Origin of the sequence: Citrobacter sp. Cf088 (assembly GCF_030334295.1) — a bacterium.
Lineage (GTDB): Bacteria > Pseudomonadota > Gammaproteobacteria > Enterobacterales > Enterobacteriaceae > Citrobacter > Citrobacter freundii.
Genome location: NZ_JAOWEE010000037.1, coordinates 90,431 through 110,124, shown reverse-complemented (window position 1 = coordinate 110,124; position 19,694 = coordinate 90,431). Strand labels below are relative to the sequence as shown.

18 protein-coding genes and 1 riboswitch are annotated in these 19,694 nt (G+C 51.9%); of the genes, 6 read left to right on the top strand and 12 right to left on the bottom strand.

What is annotated here, in order from left to right; genetic code table 11:
• Positions 1–8 precede the first annotated feature (8 nt).
• From ftsL to leuO, 7 genes are all read right to left on the bottom strand, one after another.
• Positions 9–374 (bottom strand): cell division protein FtsL, encoded by a 366-nt coding sequence (ftsL, locus tag OGV71_RS04680; protein ID WP_000625651.1) that lies wholly within the window; start codon positions 372–374, stop codon positions 9–11.
• Positions 371–1,312 (bottom strand): 16S rRNA (cytosine(1402)-N(4))-methyltransferase RsmH, encoded by a 942-nt coding sequence (gene rsmH, locus OGV71_RS04675; RefSeq protein WP_003018789.1) that lies wholly within the window; start codon positions 1,310–1,312, stop codon positions 371–373. Before rsmH ends, ftsL begins: the two co-directional genes overlap by 4 nt.
• Before the next feature lies 1 nt (position 1,313).
• Positions 1,314–1,772 carry a division/cell wall cluster transcriptional repressor MraZ gene (gene mraZ / locus OGV71_RS04670; protein WP_003018792.1) on the bottom strand — a complete coding sequence of 153 codons (459 nt, stop codon included), beginning with the start codon at positions 1,770–1,772 and terminating at the stop codon, positions 1,314–1,316.
• Between the two features lie 613 nt (positions 1,773–2,385).
• Positions 2,386–3,390 carry a catabolite repressor/activator gene (gene cra / locus OGV71_RS04665; protein ID WP_003018794.1) on the bottom strand — a complete coding sequence of 335 codons (1,005 nt, stop codon included), beginning with the start codon at positions 3,388–3,390 and terminating at the stop codon, positions 2,386–2,388.
• 180 nt (positions 3,391–3,570) lie between these two features.
• Positions 3,571–4,062, bottom strand: a complete 492-nt coding sequence (gene ilvN / locus OGV71_RS04660) for an acetolactate synthase small subunit (RefSeq protein ID WP_003829566.1) — start codon at positions 4,060–4,062, stop codon at positions 3,571–3,573.
• 2 nt (positions 4,063–4,064) lie between these two features.
• The gene (gene ilvI, locus OGV71_RS04655) at positions 4,065–5,789 is read right to left on the bottom strand and encodes an acetolactate synthase 3 large subunit (protein ID WP_204584108.1); all 1,725 of its coding nucleotides are present in this window, start codon (positions 5,787–5,789) and stop codon (positions 4,065–4,067) included.
• A gap of 318 nt (positions 5,790–6,107) precedes the next feature.
• Positions 6,108–7,055, bottom strand: a complete 948-nt coding sequence (leuO, locus tag OGV71_RS04650; protein WP_032948523.1) for a transcriptional regulator LeuO — start codon at positions 7,053–7,055, stop codon at positions 6,108–6,110.
• 653 nt (positions 7,056–7,708) lie between these two features.
• On the opposite strand from leuO, the gene leuL reads away from it, so the two are divergent.
• The 5 genes from leuL (at position 7,709) to leuD (ending at position 12,568) form a co-directional block, all read left to right on the top strand.
• On the top strand, positions 7,709–7,795 hold the full coding sequence (leuL, locus tag OGV71_RS04645) for a leu operon leader peptide (RefSeq protein WP_048998978.1): 87 nt from the start codon (positions 7,709–7,711) through the stop codon (positions 7,793–7,795).
• A gap of 91 nt (positions 7,796–7,886) precedes the next feature.
• Entirely contained in the window at positions 7,887–9,458 is a 1,572-nt protein-coding gene (gene leuA / locus OGV71_RS04640) for a 2-isopropylmalate synthase (RefSeq protein WP_003018802.1), read from the top strand.
• Entirely contained in the window at positions 9,458–10,549 is a 1,092-nt protein-coding gene (gene leuB, locus OGV71_RS04635) for a 3-isopropylmalate dehydrogenase (RefSeq protein WP_003845728.1), read from the top strand. Before leuA ends, leuB begins: the two co-directional genes overlap by 1 nt.
• 2 nt (positions 10,550–10,551) lie before the next feature.
• Positions 10,552–11,952 carry a 3-isopropylmalate dehydratase large subunit gene (gene leuC / locus OGV71_RS04630; protein ID WP_257651236.1) on the top strand — a complete coding sequence of 467 codons (1,401 nt, stop codon included), beginning with the start codon at positions 10,552–10,554 and terminating at the stop codon, positions 11,950–11,952.
• A gap of 10 nt (positions 11,953–11,962) precedes the next feature.
• The gene (gene leuD, locus OGV71_RS04625) at positions 11,963–12,568 is read left to right on the top strand and encodes a 3-isopropylmalate dehydratase small subunit (RefSeq protein WP_204584110.1); all 606 of its coding nucleotides are present in this window, start codon (positions 11,963–11,965) and stop codon (positions 12,566–12,568) included.
• A 45-nt stretch (positions 12,569–12,613) separates the two neighbouring features.
• Here leuD and idnR read toward each other — a convergent pair whose 3' ends face one another.
• The 5 genes from idnR to sgrT all read right to left on the bottom strand — a co-directional run bounded on the left by idnR (position 12,614) and on the right by sgrT (position 17,752).
• Positions 12,614–13,606: a DNA-binding transcriptional regulator IdnR gene (gene idnR / locus OGV71_RS04620; protein WP_032948520.1), complete on the bottom strand. Its 993-nt coding sequence runs from the start codon at positions 13,604–13,606 to the stop codon at positions 12,614–12,616.
• Positions 13,607–13,688: 82 nt separating this feature from the next.
• Positions 13,689–14,972, bottom strand: a complete 1,284-nt coding sequence (locus OGV71_RS04615; RefSeq protein ID WP_032948519.1) for an MFS transporter — start codon at positions 14,970–14,972, stop codon at positions 13,689–13,691.
• A gap of 58 nt (positions 14,973–15,030) precedes the next feature.
• Positions 15,031–15,795: a gluconate 5-dehydrogenase gene (idnO, locus tag OGV71_RS04610; RefSeq protein ID WP_204584112.1), complete on the bottom strand. Its 765-nt coding sequence runs from the start codon at positions 15,793–15,795 to the stop codon at positions 15,031–15,033.
• A 276-nt stretch (positions 15,796–16,071) separates the two neighbouring features.
• On the bottom strand, positions 16,072–17,250 hold the full coding sequence (locus OGV71_RS04605) for a sugar efflux transporter (RefSeq protein WP_032948516.1): 1,179 nt from the start codon (positions 17,248–17,250) through the stop codon (positions 16,072–16,074).
• A 373-nt stretch (positions 17,251–17,623) separates the two neighbouring features.
• Positions 17,624–17,752: a glucose uptake inhibitor SgrT gene (gene sgrT, locus OGV71_RS04600; RefSeq protein WP_003018817.1), complete on the bottom strand. Its 129-nt coding sequence runs from the start codon at positions 17,750–17,752 to the stop codon at positions 17,624–17,626.
• 99 nt (positions 17,753–17,851) lie between these two features.
• Here sgrT and sgrR point away from each other — a divergent pair, with 99 nt between their 5' ends.
• A complete protein-coding gene (gene sgrR / locus OGV71_RS04595; RefSeq protein WP_044698994.1) occupies positions 17,852–19,507 on the top strand; it encodes an HTH-type transcriptional regulator SgrR in 1,656 nt (551 codons plus the stop codon).
• 33 nt (positions 19,508–19,540) lie between these two features.
• A riboswitch (TPP riboswitch) is annotated at positions 19,541–19,664 on the top strand.
• Positions 19,665–19,694 lie beyond the last annotated feature (30 nt).

The window sequence follows — 19,694 nt, the reverse complement described above, 5'->3', positions numbered from 1 at the left end:
GTTTATCCTTATTTTTGTACTACGATATTTTCTTGTGAGGGATCGACATGCTGCATTTGCAGCTTTTCCGTTGCGATCCGTTCAACACGGCTATGGTCGCCGAGCGCGTTCTCCTCAAGGATCAAGTTACGCCATTCGATATCCAGCGCATCTCGCTCCAGGACCAGCTGCTCACGCTGCGCAGTCAGTAACCGCGTATGGTGCGCTGTTGTCACGACGGTAACCGCCGTCAAAATAATGCAAATGAACAGGCAGAGTGGCAGCTTCCCAAACCGCAAAAGATCGTCACCGATCACGCCAGGCAATGCATGGCGCTCGTTGCTTCCTATCGATCCTTTAACTTTGCTGAGGGCTTCTGTCACTCTGCTGATCATGCGTTCGTCCTCTCTGCAATACGCAGAACTGAACTACGGGCACGAGGATTCTCAGCGACCTCTTCTTCACCCGGCATCATCTTGCCTAGTGCTCTTAACTCACGGCCGCCCAGTTTTTTGATCTGCGCTTCGGTCATCGGTATTCCAGCCGGTACCTGAGGGCCACGGCTTTGTTCACGCATAAAGCGTTTCACAATGCGGTCTTCAAGCGAATGGAAACTGATGATCGAAAGGCGACCACCTGGAGCCAGCACGCTGAGCGAGCTTTTTAGCGCCTGCTCTATCTCCTCCAGTTCACTGTTCACCCAAATGCGCACCGCCTGGAAGGTACGGGTCGCGGGATGTTTGAATTTGTCCTTCACCGGCATTGCCGCCGCAATAACTTCCGCCAGTTCTTTGGTGCGGGTCATCGGTTCGATGCGGTTACGCTCCACGATGGCGCGCGCAATGCGTTTGCCGAAGCGCTCTTCGCCAAAGGTTTTAATCACCCAGGCAATGTCTGCTTCATCGGCGGTTTGCAGCCATTCGGCCGCTGACTGACCGCGTGTTGGGTCCATACGCATATCTAACGGACCGTCACGCATAAACGAAAAACCGCGCTCTGCGTCATCGAGCTGCGGTGAAGAAACGCCCAGATCGAGAAGAATCCCGTCGATCTTACCGGTCAGTCCACGCTCAGCGACATAGTCAGCCAGCGCAGAGAAAGGTCCATGTACGATGGAGAAGCGAGGATCGGTAATCGTTTTAGCAACGGCAATAGCCTGCGGATCGCGATCGATTGCCAGTAAACGCCCCTCTTCGCCAAGCTGGGAGAGGATCAGACGTGAGTGACCACCGCGACCAAATGTCCCGTCAATGTAGATGCCGTCTGGACGAATATTCAGGCCGTTTACGGCTTCATCCAGCAACACCGTTGTATGTTTATAATTTTCCGTCATTTTATAGAGACAAATCCTGCAATCGTTCCGACAACGCGCCAGTAACAGACTGCTCAGCGTCGATATCTTCCTTGACCTGTTGATACCAGGTCGTTTCATCCCACAGCTCAAACTTATTGAACTGCCCAACCAGCATCACTTCTTTCGTTAGCCCTGCGTGTTGCCGCAGAATGGGCGCTATCAGTAATCGACCAGCGTTATCCATCTGACATTCGCTGGCATGACCCAACAATAAGCGCTGTACGCGACGCTCAACTGGATTCATGCTCGACAGACGCGATAGCTTCTGCTCGATTATTTCCCATTCAGGCAGGGGGTACAGCAGCAGGCACGGGTGATGGATGTCAATGGTGCAAACCATTTGACCGGTAGCGCTCTCAAGCAGTTGATCCCGATAACGGGTAGGCACGGATAAGCGCCCTTTACTGTCGAGATTAACTAACGTTGCTCCCCGGAACATGCCAGTCTCACCCCCGATTACCACTTTATCCCACAAATTCCCACTTAAAGGAGTTTACGGAGCGGAGGAAAACCTTGTCAAGCAAGTCGCGGCGCTTAGCGGAGCAAAAAACCCATTGTTTACGGCTAATATCAGCGTTGAACAAAATCCGTACAGCAAACGAAGCAAATTAACGTCATGAATATTTGTAAGAAAAAAATCCAACAACTCATCATTGTTTAAAACAACTGAATATCATCAGAAGAAAATATAAAGTGTCAGTTTGCGACGCGAGCGGCATTTTAGGACAATATGCAGCGAGTTAACAGTACCAGTTAATCGGTCTGTACGCCGCGCAGGACCAAGGTAAGCACCAGATGGCCGCAATACGAGAGCAAAGTGTTTGTTAATTCGGCAAATCCACACATGCATGTAACAAAATAATACAACCGTAACGCGTCGTTACGTATCAATAACCCAAAAATGGATAGTTGCATTTTTAATTCGGGGTATTTCAAGAATACATTTCAGATAATTCTAAAGAATATTCTTAAATATAATGCGGTTATTTCTGAGAATAGAAAAACTGAAGACGTCAGAGGCTTATCCCGCCGACGTCATCAATTGAGGGAACTTAGTTACGGCTGAGAATACCGCGACGGTACAGATTACGCCGTATACGCGTTAAACCTGGTTTTGGTTTACGCGGTTCGTCCAGACTTGCCAGTACAATCTCCAGCACGCGTTCCGCGACATCACGATGGCGCTGTGCCACTGCCAGTACAGGGCACTGCAGGAAGTCGAGCAGTTCGTGATCGCCAAAAGTCGCAATCGCTAAATCAGACGGCAACTGCCCATCACGACGCAGAGTCACATCCATCACCCCCTGCAACAGGGCAAACGACGTGGTAAACAACGCCTGAGGCATTGGGTGCGTTTCCAGCCATTTATCAAACAGCTGCGCTGCAGCTTCCCGCTCATAGCTGTTGGCGTACAGGAAATGGACTTCACGCGGATCGTCCTTCCACGCGGTACGAAAACCCTGTTCGCGCAGGAAACTGACGGATAATTCAGGAAGCGCGCCCAGATAGAGGACGGTTTCAGCAGGGAATTTGCGTAACTCTTCCGCCAGCATTTCCGCATCATCCTGATCTGCACCCACAACACTGGTAAAATGTTCGCGATCCAGTGCACGATCCAGCGCCACAATCGGGAATGAACTGTTTGCCCAGCGTTGGTAGAACGGATGTTCAGGCGGCAAGGAAGTCGACACAATAATGGCATCGACCTGGCGCTGTAAAAGATGCTCAATACAGCGCATTTCGTTATCTGGCTGATCTTCAGAGCAGGCAATCAACAGCTGATACCCACGTTGACGCGCCTGGCGCTCCAGATAGTTTGCGATCCGGGTATAGCTCGTGTTCTCAAGATCCGGGATCACCAGCCCGATAGAACGTGTGCGTCCAGCACGCAGCCCGGCCGCCACGGCATTCGGGTGGTAATTATGCTCGCGCACCACCGCCATGACTTTTTCAACCGTTTTGTCGCTTACGCGATATTGCTTTGCTTTGCCATTAATAACGTAGCTTGCAGTCGTTCGCGAAACGCCGGCCAACCGAGCGATTTCATCCAGTTTCACAATTGCCCCTTGCGTAAAATGTACAAACCATAACCTTTGTGATGGCATGGGTTAAATTTATTAACATCTAAGCGCAGAATAATGACTCCGGCAACCGCTTTTGTCTCTGGTTACCGCTGATTTCGCAAAAAAAAGCCCAACCTGAGTCGTTGGGCTTGCGAATTCAGAACCCGATCATGATTAACGCATGATTTTATCGCCGCGGGAAAGCCCCACCACGCCGGAGCGAGCAACTTCCACAATTTTAGCGACTTCACGCAGCGTTGCCAGAAACGCATCCAGCTTATCGCTGGTGCCCGCCAGTTGTACGGTGTAGATAGACGGCGTGACATCGATGATTTGCCCGCGGAAAATCTCCGTGTTGCGTTTCACTTCTTCCCGGCCATAACCGCTGGCCTGGATTTTCACCAGCATGATTTCTCGTTCAACGTGGGCGCCCTGTCCCAGCTCGCTAACGCGTAGAACATCCACCAGTTTGTGGAGCTGCTTTTCGATCTGCTCAAGGACTTTCTCATCCCCTACCGTCTGAATCGTCATCCGCGATAAGGTCGGATCGTCGGTCGGCGCGACGGTCAGGCTTTCAATGTTGTAACCACGCTGGGCGAAGAGGCCAATCACACGCGATAATGCACCTGACTCGTTTTCAAGCAATACTGATAATATCCGGCGCATAATCAGGTCCTCTCCGTTTTGCTTAACCACATTTCATCCATCCCACCCCCACGAATCTGCATCGGGTAGACATGTTCACTACCGTCGACGGTGACATCGACAAACACCAGACGATGGTTACGCACATGTTCCAGCGCTTCGCCCAACTTGCTCTCAAGTTCTTCAGGCCGATTAATCTGGATACCGATATGTCCATAAGCCTCAGCAAGGCGCACGAAATCGGGCAGCGACTGCATGTAAGACTGTGAGTGACGCCCGGAGTAGATCATGTCCTGCCACTGTTTGACCATGCCGAGATAACGGTTGTTAAGGTTGAGTACCAGCACCGGCAGTTCATATTGCAGCGCCGTCGACAGCTCCTGGATATTCATCTGAATGCTGCCATCCCCGGTGACGCACACTACCGTTTCATCCGGCAAAGTCATTTTCACCCCTAACGCCGCAGGTAAACCGAATCCCATAGTCCCGAGGCCGCCTGAGTTAATCCAGCGACGCGGTTTATCGAACGGATAGTAAAGTGCGGCAAACATCTGGTGTTGGCCAACGTCAGAGGTCACATACGCCTCCCCTTTCGTCAGACGCCAGATGGTTTCAATCACTGCCTGTGGCTTAATACTTTCGCTTTGCGTGTCGTATTTCAGACACTGACGGGCACGCCAGTGCTCAATCTGTTGCCACCAGTCACGATTATCATCCAGCGGCTGCTGAGATTTCTCCTGCTCCAGTAGTTCGAGCATCTGATCCAGCACCAGGCGGGCATCCCCCACAATCGGAATATCCGCAGTAACGGTTTTGGAAATAGAGGTCGGATCGATATCGATATGCAGCACGGTCGCATTCGGACAATATTTTGCCAGGTTATTCGTCGTTCGATCGTCAAAGCGAACGCCAACGGCAAAGATCACATCGGAATGATGCATGGTCATATTGGCTTCGTAGGTACCGTGCATGCCCAACATGCCCAGCGCCTGACGATGCGTGGCCGGAAACGCGCCCAACCCCATGAGCGAGGAGACAACCGGCAGATTCAGCGCTTCAGCAATCTGAGCTAACTGCTCATGGCAAGCGGCATTGACCGCGCCACCGCCCACATAAACAACCGGTTTCTTCGCCGCGACCAGCGTCTGCAACGCCCGTTTTATCTGTCCTTTATGTCCCGTCGTCGTCGGATTATACGAGCGCATACTCACCGAGTCCGGCCAGCTATAAGGCAGTTTCTTCGCCGGATTCAGAATATCCTTCGGCAAATCCACCACCACTGGCCCCGGACGACCGCTTGCTGCCAGCCAGAAGGCTTTTTTCAGCACCTGCGGGATATCTTCCGTTTGTTTGACCAGGAAGCTATGTTTCACCACCGGGCGGGATATACCTACCATGTCGCACTCCTGGAAGGCATCGTAGCCAATCAGCGACGTTGCGACCTGTCCGGAGAGGATCACCAGCGGAATGGAATCCATGTAAGCCGTTGCGATCCCGGTAATCGCGTTGGTCGCCCCCGGCCCGGAGGTGACCAATACTACCCCCACTTCTCCCGTGGCACGCGCAAGGCCATCAGCCATATGTACCGCCGCTTGTTCATGGCGGACCAGCACATGATCAATACCGCCGACCGTATGCAGGGCATCATAAATATCGAGGACGGCCCCCCCGGGATAACCGAATACCTGCTTCACACCCTGATCGATGAGCGATCGGACGACCATCTCGGCTCCAGACAACATCTCCATGGCTTGCCTCACTCTTATAATGAATTGCGGTTTAACAACACATTAACCGCTGACGATGACGCATGGCAATTGACTCCGAAGGGGTGGCACTGGAGTAAATAAGAATAAAAAGGAGGAAAGACGCGAATAAACGGAGAATTAAACCAGCATAAGCAATCAGTATGATAAATAATCGCTTAAAAATGGGAACTTACAGCGATTACTCTATTTTTTGACACTTTTGGACAGACGTAAAAAATAGAGTTCAGCATAAAATTTCAGTTATAAAGTTAAAAGCAGAATAAACAGGATGCACCGTCCGGTTTACTCTGCTAAATGCTACTGCTTACAAACGGAGACTAACAACTCTTCCATCCATTGATGTCCTTTATCCCGGCCTGCGGCTTCATGCCATGAAAGATAGCATGTGCGGCTGTTCAATTTTAACGGTAAAGGTAAGATCTGTAGTTCTAAAGAATCGGCAAATTCTTCTACTAACCAACGCGGCGCAATAGAGACCAAATGCGTTTGCGACACAATATTTAGAACACTAATTAATGCCATGCCCTGATAAGCCACGCAGGATTGTTTATCCGGTGTGTCATACCACGGTTGGCTGAATGATGCGAAGCGATCAAGTGACACCACCGCATGCTGTTCATTATAGACATTGCTTTCCAGTAAAGGACCACTAATGCGCGGATGCTTTTTACTTGCCACTAACACCATTTCGTCATTGAATAACGGAATACTGGTAAATTCAGGACGTCGGAACTCTTCATAACTAATAACGAATTCAGTTTCCTGGTAACGTAATTGATGCTCTGTATTTTGATTGAGTGAAGATTTAAATACGACATGAATGTTTGGTGCAACTTGCTCAACTCTATTATAAATCAACGAGGTCAGAATATTATCCAATGGGCTGCATACGCAAAGATTGAATACGCGCTCGCTGCTGGCTGGCTCAAAACCCGATCCAGGCAGTTCATTCTGCACTAATTGCAATGCCTGCCGAACAGAACCAAATAGCTGGAAGGCTCTTGCTGTCGGCTGGATACCGCGTCCATAACGAACAAAAAGCTCATCATTAAACATAATTTTCAGGCGCGCGACCGCATTACTGACAGCAGGTTGCGACATCCCCAAAGTATGCGCGGCACGGGTAATGTTTTGTTCTTGCATCACCGCATCAAAGACGGTTAATAAATTAAGATCAACCATACGAAGCTGTGGTTTCCCAATATCTATAATATTTGTTTTATCTGTTATTTTTACTTCTGGCATATTTAACTCCACTGTCACTCTAAACTCCCTTTTCCCAGACGGAGTGAAGAAATAATCTCCGTTAATATGATTTACCATACATATAAGATGAGAAAAAGAAAAAACATTAAAATTAGGAAAACATAAAGGCACAAACCTAAATGAACAAAGACCAATGCGATCGCAGTGTGGCTGGTGTCACTGCACGGTGATTCATATGTTTAAATTTCAAAAACAATATAACCATAAGCATGGCGAATATACAATCATACGCATCGTGAATGTGTATTTAAGTTTTAATTAAATGTTTATATTATTAATACATTAAAAGTTAACATTAATTTATCAATTTTGTGGTGTCACACCCCCCATAGCCATTCATAATTACTATAAAAACAGATAAATCATTAAGATATGAAATCCCAAGAGCGACTTTCCCTTCAGTTCGCCGTTACAATAAATGCAAATAACTATGCTCAAATATGTCAAACCATGAAAATTATGTACAACCATCAACTGATTAATTTTATGTACCCCGAAAAATTCAGCACAATTCGCTTAAGTTTTGCAGAAACTTTCCCCCTCTCACGAGGCATTTGCTGGGGTGAGGGTTGACATCAGTCTTCATATCCAGTACCACTAAAAGCATATCGCATTCGCCTGGAGCTTAATTGATGACTTACATTGCTCGTTTCAACGGTCTACTACTACTAAACGCATCTTCGTTGCGCGGTAGACTGGTGGACGACATTCAGCATTAAGTCAGCTCCAGTTAAGACAAAAAACCCGCGCCGTTGCGCGGGTTTTTTTATGCTCGAAGCAAGGCGCCCTAAGAAACCAAGGACCTAAACCATGAGCCAGCAAGTCATTATTTTCGATACCACCTTACGCGATGGTGAACAGGCGTTACAGGCAAGCCTGAGTGTGAAAGAAAAACTGCAGATTGCGCTGGCCCTTGAGCGTATGGGCGTTGACGTGATGGAAGTGGGTTTCCCCGTTTCTTCACCGGGCGACTTTGAGTCAGTTCAGACTATCGCTCGTCAGGTTAAAAACAGCCGCGTTTGTGCCTTAGCTCGCTGCGTAGAAAAAGATATCGACGTTGCCGCAGAATCTCTGAAAGTCGCTGAGGCTTTCCGTATTCATACGTTTATCGCCACCTCGCCGATGCACATCGCGACGAAATTACGCAGTACGCTGGATGAGGTCATTGAGCGCGCGGTCTACATGGTTAAGCGTGCGCGTAATTATACCGATGACGTGGAGTTCTCCTGCGAAGATGCAGGCCGTACCCCTATCGCCGATTTGGCTCGCGTGGTTGAAGCTGCCATTAACGCGGGAGCCAAAACCATTAACATCCCCGATACCGTCGGTTACACCATGCCTTTCGAATTTGGGGCAATCATTTCTGGCCTGTATGAACGCGTACCAAATATCGATAAAGCCATCATCTCTGTACACACCCATGATGATTTAGGTTTGGGCGTAGGCAACGCACTGGCAGCCGTTCACGCCGGAGCGCGTCAGGTGGAAGGCGCGATGAACGGTATCGGCGAACGCGCCGGTAACTGCTCACTGGAAGAAGTGATCATGGCGATCAAGGTGCGTAAAGATATCCTGAATGTACAGACCCGCATCAATCACCAGGAGATCTGGCGCACCAGTCAATTAGTCAGCCAAATCTGCAACATGCCTATTCCGGCTAACAAAGCCATTGTCGGTAGCGGCGCCTTTGCCCACTCTTCCGGCATCCATCAGGACGGTGTACTGAAAAATCGTGAAAACTACGAAATCATGACGCCTGAATCCATCGGCCTGAACCAGGTACAGCTGAACCTGACCTCCCGTTCCGGACGTGCCGCGGTGAAACACCGTATGGACGAGATGGGATATAAAGAAAATGAATACAGCCTGGACAACCTGTACGACGCATTCCTGAAACTGGCGGACAAAAAAGGTCAGGTATTTGATTACGACCTGGAAGCGCTGGCCTTCATTAATAAACAGCAGGAAGAACCGGAGCATTTCCGTCTGGATTACTTCAGCGTGCAGTCCGGCTCAAACGACATCGCCACCGCCTCCGTCAAGCTGGGCTGTGGTGAAGAAGTCAAAGCCGAAGCGGCGAACGGTAACGGTCCGGTCGATGCCATTTATCAGGCAATCAACCGTGTAACTGAGTACAACGTCGAACTGGTGAAATACAGCCTGACCGCCAAAGGGCACGGTAAAGATGCGCTGGGTCAGGTGGATATCGTTGCCAACTATAATGGTCGTCGTTTCCACGGCGTCGGTCTGGCGACAGATATCGTCGAATCTTCCGCTAAAGCAATGGTTCATGTGCTGAACAACATCTGGCGCGCCGAAGAAGTCGAAAAAGAATTGCAACGCAAAGCTCAGAACAACGAGAACAACAAGGAAACCGTGTGATGTCGAAGAATTATCATATTGCTGTTTTGCCGGGTGACGGTATTGGCCCGGAAGTGATGGCGCAAGCCCTGAAGGTACTGGACGCAATCCGCAACCGCTTTAACATGCGCATTACCACCAGCCACTACGACGTGGGTGGTGCCGCTATCGATAACCACGGTCAGCCGCTGCCGCCTGCAACGGTTGAAGGCTGTGAACAAGCTGACGCCATTCTGTTTGGCTCCGTTGGCGGTCCGAAATGGGAAAACCTGCCGCCAAACCAGCAGCCAGAGCGTGGCGCACTGCTGCCATTGCGTAAGCACTTCAAATTATTCAGCAATCTGCGCCCGGCTAAACTCTATCAGGGTCTGGAAGCGTTTTGCCCTCTGCGCGCAGATATTGCCGCGAACGGTTTTGACATCCTGTGCGTACGCGAACTGACTGGCGGAATTTACTTCGGTCAACCAAAAGGCCGCGAAGGCAGCGGACAACATGAAAAAGCCTTTGATACTGAGGTTTATCACCGTTTCGAGATCGAACGTATTGCGCGTATCGCGTTTGAATCCGCTCGCCAGCGTCGCCGTAAAGTCACGTCGATAGATAAAGCCAACGTGCTGCAAACATCGATTCTGTGGCGCGAAATCGTCAATGAAATTGCGAATGAATATCCGGATGTTGAACTGGCGCATATGTACATCGACAACGCGACGATGCAATTGATCAAAGATCCTTCCCAGTTCGACGTGTTGCTGTGCTCTAACCTGTTTGGCGACATTCTGTCTGACGAGTGCGCCATGATCACCGGTTCTATGGGCATGTTACCGTCCGCCAGCCTGAATGATCAGGGCTTCGGTTTGTACGAGCCTGCTGGCGGCTCCGCTCCGGACATCGCCGGGAAAAACATTGCCAACCCTATCGCCCAGATCCTGTCGCTGGCGCTGCTGCTGCGCTACAGCCTGGATGCCAATGATGCGGCAACCGCAATTGAGAGCGCCATCAACCGCGCATTAGAAGAAGGCATCCGCACCGGTGACTTAGCCCGTGGCGCTGCCGCAGTCGGTACCGATGAAATGGGCGACATCATTGCCCGTTACGTCGCAGAAGGGGTGTAATCATGGCCAAAACGTTATACGAAAAATTGTTTGATGCGCACGTCGTCTTTGAAGCGCAAAACGAAACCCCGCTGTTGTACATCGACAGACATCTGGTGCATGAAGTGACCTCTCCGCAAGCGTTTGACGGCCTGCGCGCGCATGGCCGTCAGGTACGCCAGCCGGGTAAAACCTTTGCCACCATGGATCACAACGTCTCTACCCAGACCAAAGACATCAACGCGTCGGGTGAGATGGCACGCATCCAGATGCAGGAGCTGATTAAGAACTGTAACGAATTTGGTGTCGAGCTGTATGACCTGAACCATCCGTATCAGGGTATCGTTCACGTGATGGGGCCAGAACAAGGCGTGACGTTGCCGGGTATGACCATCGTCTGCGGCGATTCCCACACCGCTACACACGGCGCGTTCGGCGCGCTGGCGTTTGGTATTGGCACCTCTGAAGTTGAACACGTTCTGGCGACGCAGACCCTGAAACAGGGGCGCGCCAAAACCATGAAGATTGAAGTCAACGGTAAAGCAGCCCCTGGCATTACCGCCAAAGATATTGTGCTGGCGATTATCGGTAAAACCGGTAGTGCAGGCGGTACCGGACACGTAGTTGAGTTTTGTGGTGAAGCCATCCGCGCGCTGAGCATGGAAGGCCGCATGACCCTGTGCAATATGGCCATTGAAATGGGTGCCAAAGCGGGCCTGGTCGCACCGGATGAAACCACCTTTAACTATGTGCAAGGGCGTTTACACGCACCGAAGGGCGAAGATTTTACCCACGCAGTTGAGTACTGGAAAACGCTGAAAACCGACGACAACGCCACCTTTGATACCGTCGTCACCCTTCAGGCAGAAGAGATCGCGCCACAGGTCACCTGGGGAACGAATCCGGGTCAGGTCATTTCGGTGAACGATATTATTCCCGACCCGGCGTCATTTGCCGATCCGGTAGAACGCGCATCGGCTGAGAAAGCGTTGGCTTACATGGGATTAAAACCGGGTATTCCGTTAACAGAAGTCGCTATCGATAAGGTATTTATCGGTTCCTGCACCAACTCGCGTATTGAAGATTTACGCGCTGCGGCAGAAATCGCCAAAGGACGTAAAGTTGCGCCAGGCGTACAGGCACTGGTGGTGCCGGGCTCTGGTCCGGTGAAAGCGCAGGCGGAAGCAGAAGGTCTGGACAAGATCTTTATCGAAGCAGGATTCGAATGGCGTTTACCAGGCTGTTCCATGTGTCTGGCCATGAACAATGACCGCCTGAATCCGGGCGAGCGCTGCGCCTCCACCAGCAACCGTAATTTTGAAGGCCGTCAGGGCCGCGGTGGCCGCACGCATTTAGTCAGCCCGGCCATGGCCGCCGCTGCCGCCGTTAACGGTCATTTTGCCGACATTCGCAGCATCAAATAAGGAAACTACCATGGCAGAGAAATTTACCCAGCATACCGGCCTGGTTGTCCCACTGGATGCCGCCAACGTTGATACCGACGCAATCATTCCCAAACAGTTTTTGCAGAAGGTTACGCGCACCGGTTTTGGCGCTCATCTGTTCAACGACTGGCGTTTTCTGGACGAAAAAGGGCAACAGCCAAATCCTGAGTTCGTTTTGAACTTCCCGGAATATAAAGGGGCATCAATTCTGCTGGCGCGCGAAAACTTCGGCTGCGGTTCGTCACGCGAACATGCGCCGTGGGCGTTGACCGATTACGGTTTTAAAGTGGTGATTGCCCCAAGCTTCGCCGACATCTTCTACGGTAACAGTTTCAATAACCAACTGCTGCCGGTGACTCTGAGCGACGCGCAAGTAGATGAAATGTTTACCCTGGTGAAAGCCAATCCGGGCATTAAATTTGAAGTTGATCTGGAAGCGCAGGTGGTGAAAGCAGGCGATAAGTCCTACAGCTTTAAAATCGACGCCTTCCGCCGCCACTGCATGCTGAACGGTCTGGACAGCATCGGGCTGACGCTGCAGCATGAAGCGGCCATCACCGAGTACGAAGACAAGCAGCCAGCGTTTATGCAGTAATCTCTCCCGCTGGTCACCGCACGGTGGCCAGCCTCTACTCTTCGCCTACAACGTATCGCCGTAATAGATTTGGTAGCCAAGATTAACGCTGCCCGGCGCATCTTTCCCGTTCAAACGCTTAATCAGAATGTCCGCCGCCGTTTTGCCAATCTCAAAGCGTGGTGTAATCACGCTGGCGATTTTTTGCAGCCGCGCACGGCCAATTTCCAGCCCGTGGAAACCGGCAATCGCCATTTTTCCCGGCACGTCGTACCGCTGTGCCTGACACTCCAGCAGCACGCCAACCGCCAGGTCATCGTTGGTACAGAAAATAGCGTCAATATCCGGCTTTTCCGCCATCGCCTGCTGAAACATCTTGCGGCCCAGCGCCACCGACGAAATCGTTTTTGGCGCAAGGTGGTACGCTTCCAGCCCCTGCGCTGCCAGCGCTTTCCCGGTACCGCGAAAACGGCTAAGGTCGCGGGGGTCGTCCATCGAGCCAAAGAAAGCAATGCTGCGTTTGCCGCTGTCGATAAAAGCCTGCGTCATTTCAAACGCGGCTTTTTCGTTATCAAACCCAACCTGAATATCAAGATACTGGCCGCTAATATCCATCAGTTCCGCCACCGGTACGCCGCTGGCGCGCACGTACTGGATCATCCGCTCGGTATGCAGCTTTCCCGTGAGGATCAGGCCGTCGATATTGTAAGAGAGCAGATTCAGCACCTCGCGTTCTTCACGCTCGGCGTCATATTCGTAGTTGGCGATCAACGTCTGGTACTGGCAAGCCGAGGTGACGGATTCAATTCCCGCCAGCACGTCGGCAAAAATCTGGTTACGAAAAGAAGGGATCAACACGCCGATGGTTTTACTGCGCGCATTGAGCAATATTTCCGGCGCGCGGTTAGGAATGTAGTTGTTCTCTTCCATCACTTTCGAAATCAATTCACGGCTGCGTTGCGACACCTGATTCGGGTCACGCAGATAACGGCTGACCGTCATCTTATTCAGACCGGCCAGATTAGCGATATCCTGTAATGTCATCCGATTGTTTTTCATGAGGTTCTCTACGACCAACATCCCATTATGCTCGCAGAGAACCTTATCACAGCCGGTTAGCGACTGCACTCCTCGCTCAACCTTAACGCGTTACCACCTCAGCCGACGGCGACGTGGTTTCATTTTGCGCACGAACGCAGTACATCAGCACCACCGATGACAGCAGAGCAATCGCCATGAAGGTGTAGGAGACGCCCGGCCCGCCGGTCACGCCGTTGAGGTAACCCACCAGCCACGCGCCGAGGAATGCCCCTAACGCGCCAAAACTGTTGATCATTCCCATCGACACGCCGGAGACGTTGCGCGGCAGCAGTTCGGGGATCAGCGCAAAGAACGGTCCGTAAGGCGCATACATACAGGCGGCGGCCACGACCAGCAGCGCATAGGAGAGCCAGAAGGACTGGTTGCCCAACAGCCACGAGGCAAAGAAAGCGATGGCGGCAATCAGCAGCAGCGGCCAGATAAACAGCTTACGGTTCTGGTATTTATCGGATAGCCAGGAAACCGTCAGCATCAGGCAGATCGCCGCCAGATACGGCACTGCCGCCAGCCAGCCCACCGCCACAATATCCATCTGCGCCGCGTTTTTCAGAATCGACGGCATCCACATCATGAAGCCATACACCCCGATGCTCCACAGCGCATGCACCGCGCAAAGCATAATGACGCTGCGTGAACGCATCGCTTCACCGTAGTTGCGCATCGGTTTGATGTCCCGCTGCTCGCGGTCCATCGCCTGCTGTAACGCCTGTTTCTCCTGCTCGCTCAACCAACCCGCATCCGCCGGTTTATCGCGCACCAGAATCACCCAGCAGAAAGCCCAGATCACCGCTGGAATGCCTTCGAAAATAAACATTTCGCGCCAGCCCCAGGCTTCAATCAGGTAGCCAGAGACAATCGACATCCACAGCACTGTGACCGGGTTACCGAGAATTAAAAAGGTGTTGGCGCGCGAGCGTTCAGTTTTGGTAAACCAGTTGCTGATATAAATCAGCATCGCGGGCATCACCGCCGCTTCGACGATGCCGAGAATAAAGCGGATCGCCATCAGCATCGGGATATTGCTGACAAAGCCGGTCGCCGCGGCACAAAGCCCCCAGAGGATCAGGCTGTAGAAAATCATTTTGCGCACGCTATGCTTGACGGCGTACATCGCGCCCGGCACCTGGAAGAAGAAGTAGCCCAGGAAGAACAACGCGCCAATTAACGATGCAGTTCCCTGAGTAATCCCTAAATCGTGTTCGATACCAGCGGCAGCGGCAAAGCCGTAATTCGCGCGATCAAGGTAGGCTAAGCTGTAGGTAATAAAAATAATCGGCATTAAATACCACCAGCGGCGCGCCGGCAGTTTTGCGAGCATATTCATACTCACTCCTCGGATTATCATTAAAGGATGAGGTCGCTTCCCGCGGCCTCGTTAGCGATCAAACCGCGGCGAGCATGCCGCCGTCCACAAACAGAAGATGTCCATTCACAAAGTCAGAGGCGGGCGCAGCGAGATAAACCGCCGCGCCGATCAACTCTTCCGGGTTACCCCAGCGAGCGGCGGGCGTGCGCTGGAACAGCCAGGCGGAGAATGCTTCATCGTTGACCAGCGCGGTGGTCATGTCGGTGGCGAAATAGCCGGGAGCAATGCCGTTGACCTGAATATTGTATTCCGCCAGTTCCACGCACATGCCACGGGTTAACATTTTGACCGCGCCTTTTGACGCCGCGTAGGGGGTAATGGTTTTACGTCCTAATTCGCTTTGCATTGAGCAGATATTAATAATCTTCCCGCGGCGGCGTTGCACCATGTAGCGGGAAACCTGCTGCGATACCAGAAAGACCGATTTCTGGTTTACATCAATCACTTTGTCCCATTCAGCCTCCGGGAATTCGGTGAAGGGATAACGACGCTGAATTCCGGCGTTGTTAATTAAAATATCAATGGCCCCAACTTCCTTTTCAATTTGCGCGATGGCGCACGCCACCTCTTCCCCGTTGGTAACATCAAATCCATAGCCAACAGCGCGATAGCCTTCGGCCACCAGTTTGTCCGCCGCCGCCTGCGCCCGCTGCTGGGTAATGTCGTTAATAACAATCTCAGCACCGTGCGCCGCCAGACCGCTGGCCAGCAGGTTACCGATCCCCTGCGCGGAGCCGGTAATCAGCGCACGTTTGCCGCTAAGATCGAATAGGTTTTTCATAAAAACTCCTTTTTTGATAACTGTTACGCGTAACTGTATACGCGTAACAGTAGAAAAAAGAAGATCCAGGAAGAGGAAAATGATCGTTATGTGATCAACGTTACATTTACGTGCAAGATAAAAAAAGAGGGATAGGCCTGATAAGCGTAACGCGTTCAGGCCGTAGGGACAGGTTGCCTGATGGCGGCGTAAACGCCTTATCCGGCCGACAAAAACGACAAAAACTAATGCAAAATATCGCCAGTCCGGGCACTGCGACGCCTGGACTGCGCCGGACTAAACGTCCTTCACCCGCCCGGTCATCCACAGCGTAACCACCGAAATCACCGCAATCACCCAATAGACGGCATAGTGACCATAGCTTTGCGCAACTGCCCCCTGAATCACCCCTGCCAGAATGACTCCCGTTGAAATACTGTTGGTAAATAATGTGGTCGCTGACCCCGCACGTCCGGGCATCAGATCCTGAAACCACAGCATGCCTATCCCGGCGATAATACCGATAAATACCGCGTTAAACAGTTGCAGCACCAGCAGCGCCGTACGGCTGTGAAAGAAGATCAAACCAATATAAAACAGCACACCTGCCGCTACGGCCGCGATCATCATTCGCCGTTTACCAAAGCGCTTCACGTAATAACCTGCCAGAATCATCGCCGGAATTTCCAGCCCAGCCGCCGTCCCCATCAGGATCCCGGCCAGCTTGTCCGGCAAGCCCAGTTCAAGACTTATCCACAGTGGCATATCAATGATGTACATGGTGTTGCAGGTCCACATCAGCGTGGAGGCAATAAACAACATACGCACATTTTTGTCCTGCCAACCGCCAGTCTGTTCCAGCGGCACGTCTACAGGCTGCTCCACCCGCGCGACAGACGGCAGTATCAGCGCAATCAGCACCAGGCTAATGGCAAAAATCCCTGCGGCAATGGAAAACATCGCCGTAAAGCCGTAATTCAGCGCCAGCATGAATGCCAGTGGCGGTCCTATCACCCAGGCCAGCGAAAGCTGCGCACGCATCACCGAGCTAAACATCACCACTTCACGCGCGGAGTTATCAGCATATTCTCGCGCCAGCGCAAACAGCTGCGGCATGGCGGTGTTCGCCAGCGAGGCCAGCAGCACACCGCAGGTGATCAGCGTGAGATAGTGGCGATTAAAGGCAAACAGCAGCGCATTGCCAATTGCCATCAGACAGCAGAACATGATCAACTTACGCCGATCGCCCTGGCTGTCGGATCGTTTCGCCAGGCCAAGGCTGACGACGATCCCGACAATCGCATTGACGGTGTAAAACAGCCCGACCCAAAATGGCTGCGCCCCGACTTCACGGCTCAGGAACAGACTCAGAGTGGGTGCCTGCAATGCCCCCGCCACGCCCATCATAAAAGCGACCAGCATAAATGCCGCGTAAACGCCGTTGAGGCGCCGTCCCATGGTCATAATCCAGAGCATATCTTTCCTTTTAAGCGCAGCTGAAACGAAAAAAGCCAGCAGATAATACCTGCTGGCGGGTGAACGAGGCTGTATCCTGCCATTATATCTGGCATCGACGCTGGGTAAAAAACGCATAATCCAGGCGGAGGGCACTGGGTATAGAAATCTATTCCCAAGCCTGACAACGCAGAGTATGCGTTTTTTACACGCGTCCCGGAGGGCTGGGGCCATTTTTTCACATAGCTGTGTTGCTCACACCTTATTTGGTTCACCAAATTTCACTGTTCGCGCCTTGCCATGTGAAAAAATAGCCACCAGCGATGCTCAGATATAATGGCAGGATACAGCCTGCACCAATACTCAGTCACACATGATGTCTGCAATTTCCAATTCAGGAGTCAGATGTCATCTCCCACTGCATCAGCTCTTCGAGCATCTTTAAGCGCTGCGGTGCGCTCAGGCAAGCCAACCAGGACGATTTTTCCGTCGTGGTAAAGTACTTCAACCAGAACTGACGCATAGATGACCCCTTCGTTGTCTCATCGCTTCATCGGAATCTATTATTGGCTTAATATAGGGATTATAAAATTGCTGAGTTTTCCGCAGGAGTTCCCCTTTTATGTCTTCTGGTCGTTTGCAACAACAGTTCATCCGTCTGTGGCAATGCTGTGACGGCAAAACGCAAGACACGACGCTCAACGAGCTGGCGGATCTGCTGAGCTGCTCGCGCCGCCATATGCGTACGCTGCTTAATACCATGCAAGATCGCGGCTGGTTAACGTGGGAAGCTGAAGTTGGACGAGGTAAACGTTCGCGACTGACATTCCTCTATACCGGGCTGGCGCTCCAGCAGCAGCGCGCGGAAGACCTACTGGAACAGGATCGCATCGATCAACTGGTGCAACTGGTCGGTGATAAAACGGCCGTACGGCAAATGCTGGTCTCCCATCTGGGTCGCAGCTTTCGCCAGGGTCGGCATATCATGCGCGTTCTCTATTATCGCCCCATGCACAACCTGCTCCCCGGCACGGCATTACGCCGCTCCGAAACCCATATCGCCCGGCAAATCTTCAGCGCCTTAATTCGGGTAAATGAGGAAAATGGGGAACTGGAAGCAGACATTGCCCATCACTGGCAGCAAATTTCACCTTTACACTGGCGATTCTTCCTGCGTCCGGGGATCCATTTTCATCATGGCCGCGAACTGGAAATGGCAGATGTTATCGCCTCACTGATGCGCATTAACAGCCTGCCGCTGTACTCACACATCACGCAGATCGTCTCTCCCACGGCCTGGACGCTGGATATCCATCTGGCCCAGCCAGACCGCTGGCTTCCCTGGCTATTGGGGCAGGTCCCCGCCATGATCCTGCCGCGAGAATGGGAAACGCTAAACAACTTCTCCAGTCACCCGATTGGTACCGGTCCGTATGCGGTAATACGAAACACCAATAACCAACTGAAAATTCATGCATTTGATGATTACTTTGGCTACCGGGCCCTGATCGACGAAGTTAACGTTTGGGTATTACCCGACATCGGAGAAGAACCTGGCGGCGGGTTGACGCTAAAAGGTCCCACAGAGGATGAAAAGGCGATCGAAAGCCGCCTCGAAGAAGGTTGCTACTACCTGCTGTTTGATGCGCGTAGCCACCGTGGAGCTAACCAGGAGGTCCGCGAATGGGTAAGCCGCATTCTCTCGCCAACGAACTTAATCTGCCACGCCGACGAACAGTACCAGCGACTGTGGTTTCCCGCGTATGGTTTACTCCCCCGCTGGCATCACGCAAAACCCGGCCATGGTGAAAAACCCGCCGGGCTGGAAACGCTGACTATCACTTACTATCGCGATCACATCGAACACCGGATTATCGCGCAGATCATGAAGACATTGCTGGCTGCGCATCAGGTGCAGTTGAATATTCAGGAGATCGACTACGATCAATGGCATGCAGGTGAAATCGTCAGTGATATCTGGCTCAACAGCGCCAACTTTACCCTACCGCTCGACTTCTCACTGTTCGCCCATTTGTGCGAAGTCCCGTTGCTGCAAAACTGTATCTCGCGGGACTGGGAAAACGATGCGGCTCGCTGGCGAACGGGCGAAATGAGCCTGGCAGCATGGTGCCAACAGCTGCTCGCCACAAAGGCCATTGTGCCATTAATCCACCACTGGCTGATCATTCAGGGACAGCGCAGTATGCGCGGGCTGCGCATGAATACCCTCGGCTGGTTTGATTTTAAATCGGCGTGGTTTGCTCCGCCGGATCCTTAATTGCTGCTAAGCAACAAAATCATTACACTAACGCCGTTCTCAACGGGGTGCTAAATAAAAACATACACAGAATCATTCGATCTGCGTATGGGCTGAGAGATACCCGTCGAACCTGATCCGGATAATGCCGGCGAAGGGATTTGAGGCTTATCTCAAGTCCTTTGCCACCCAACTCTTGAGGTGCAAA